Consider the following 2,482-nt stretch of genomic DNA (forward strand, 5'->3'; position numbering starts at 1 on the left):
AGCTGAGCTGTGTTTTTCATAAGCCCACGAAAGCGCACTTTCACGTAGCCAAACTGACGCTTGATTACACGAAATGGATGCTCGACCTTGGCCCGTGTCTGAGCTTTGCAGTACTCGATCTTGCGCTTGGCCTTGTAGAGAACGCTGCGTTTATTGAGCCTGGAATACGTGCTGCGCCGCGCCGCGATTTGCCAGATGACCTCACGATTTTCATGCTCTTCACGCTTCTCGACACCGGTGTATCCAGCGTCTGCATAAACCGCGTTTTCTTCGCCGTGCAACAGCTCGGCGACCTGCGTGACATCGGCCACATTGGCCGCAGTGCCATGAACATGATGAACCAGTCCCGACTCCGCATCGGCGCCGATATGCGCCTTCATGCCGAAGAAGTATTGGTTACCTTTCTTCGTCTGATGCATCTCGGGATCACGCTTTCCTTCCTCGTTCTTGGTCGAGCTGGGGGCATGAATGATGGTGGCATCGACGATGGTGCCCTGGCGCAGGGACAGGCCTTTCTCTTGCAGATAACCGTTGATGACCGCGAGGATCGCAGGGGCCAGTTGATGCTTTTCCAGCAGGTGCCGGAAGTTCATGATCGTGGTGTCTTCAGGTATCGGGGCGCTCAAGGTCAGGCGTGCAAACTGGCGCATGGGCGTGATTTCGTAGAGCGCTTCTTCCATGGCCGGGTCGCTCAGGGAGAACCAGTTTTGCAGCAGATGAATGCGCAGCATGGTTTCCAGAGGATAAGGTTTTCTGCCACCGCCGGCCTTGGGGTAGAACGGTTCGATCAGGCCCAGTAGACCTGTCCAGGGCACGACCTGATCCATCTCGGCGAGGAAGCGTTCGCGACGTGTCTGCTTGCGCTTGCCGGCATATTCGAAATCGGAAAAGCTCATCTGGCTCATGGGCGGCTCGGATCAGGTGGTCAGGCGTATTTCATCACATCTGGGGACTTGTTCGGAGATTCCTTAGCTCTTTGTTCGCTTTCATACTGTTCCATGAATGCGTCATCACGATTCCAGTAAAAAGCCCAAAGCTTACCTAGATCGGTATTTTTGTTCTGATTATCCTCAGTTTCATTAAGGGCATAAGGGCGTATATAGCGATCCACCCGGTCCGAGCGACTGACCAGTAGCCCGGTCATGCTCTCGAATACCGTAGGTACGACCTGAGCATTTTGCAGTCCGGGAGTACCGGCCACGCGTAATCCGTTTCGCGTGACATCACCATCTTCACTTACGATTAGCGCTTCAGGTACTTTGGGGTTGTTGTCAAAAAAAAGGAATAAACTTTCCAGCATTTCTTGAGCATGAGTAGTGTTTTCAGCTTCTTGCCACAAAACGAGCGTGACACCCAAAGTCGCAGCATTTCGACCACTCATTATGTTCTCTGCAGCCCCAGTGTCTGAAGGCTGTTTGGGAGGCGCAATAGCAAATGTTGGGATAGGCCAATATGCGACAGATTCTCCAGCTGAATGCTGGAACGCCACGCGTGTGTTTATGCTTCTAGTGAGCTCACGCGAACTCAGGCCTGAATCGTATTCCTTGGGGGATGATGGGTATATGGATACAAGGTTGTTATTCTTAGCGACTACTTCTCGCCAGACAGACGATTGATGCCAGTCATTGACAGCTATGCCTACTCCCCTAATTTCCAGAGAATAGTTTCGCTTTTGAGTTGCCTGCTGTTCTGATACTTGTTCTTCCACTTTGGACTTGTAGGCTACCAGCTCGTGTTTTTCATCAGCAACGGCCTTGCCCCACCAGTGTCCACTGTAGCTCAGCAGAACCGCACCTAAAATCCCTGCAACGCCCCAGCGTGCTACCGAATGTATCTCACGAAATTCCATATGATTTTCCTGTGCTTCCGTTGCATGACCTGATCACAAAATTCCTAGACCACTCGCACATTCATGGCGTGGCTGGCCACACCCTGACAGCCGCACGCCAGTCGATGGCTGTGCAGCACCACCAGGATGCCGTTCAGCTTTCGGGTGGGGTGGTGTCGCCCAGACAGACGGGATAGCTCACTCTGCAGGTGCCCCGCCGGTTGGCGAGCCGAAGGTGAACGGGTCTGCCCCACGGTTCTGGCTGTTTTTCGCCTTGCGTGCTTCATCGGGCGGGCGGACCATTTGTACGGTCAGGCTGCCGTCGGTGCCTGCGTAGACCACAGCACTGACGCCGCCGTCCTTGTAGCTGGCGATGGTCGCCAGATTGATCTCGACCAGCGCACCGCTGACCCCGGTATTCCCCAGACGACGACCGATGTCGTAACCCTCTTCGACATTGCCCAGTTCGAGACCGTGGCCGTCCTTGTTCAGGTCGTGCAGGGCGTTGTTCAGGGCGATTTCGGCTTCAGGGTTGTTGGTACTGTCGTAGAACACCCGCACAGGTTTCTGACCGTCGGGCAGAGTTTCCAGCGCCTGAACCCAAGCCGCTTGCAAGGCTTTGGCTTGCAGGGCTGGCTTCAGACGCTTGCCGTT

General features: G+C 54.5%; 1 protein-coding gene and 3 pseudogenes. All 4 read right to left on the reverse strand.

Annotation, left to right across the window (positions count from 1 at the left end):
- Nucleotides 1–905: IS5 family transposase (locus ALO43_RS00560; protein WP_054996995.1), on the reverse strand; the 905-nt coding region annotated here is incomplete at its 3' end.
- Between the two features lie 56 nt (nt 906–961).
- Nucleotides 962–1,867, reverse strand: a pseudogene (locus ALO43_RS00565) (type VI lipase adapter Tla3 domain-containing protein); the annotation flags it as partial.
- A gap of 26 nt (nt 1,868–1,893) precedes the next feature.
- A pseudogene (locus ALO43_RS29825) lies at nt 1,894–2,001 on the reverse strand (PAAR domain-containing protein); the annotation flags it as partial.
- A gap of 25 nt (nt 2,002–2,026) precedes the next feature.
- A pseudogene (locus ALO43_RS31250) lies at nt 2,027–2,482 on the reverse strand (DUF2875 family protein); the annotation flags it as partial.

Source organism: Pseudomonas tremae (assembly GCF_001401155.1).
GTDB classification, from domain to species: domain Bacteria; phylum Pseudomonadota; class Gammaproteobacteria; order Pseudomonadales; family Pseudomonadaceae; genus Aquipseudomonas; species Aquipseudomonas tremae.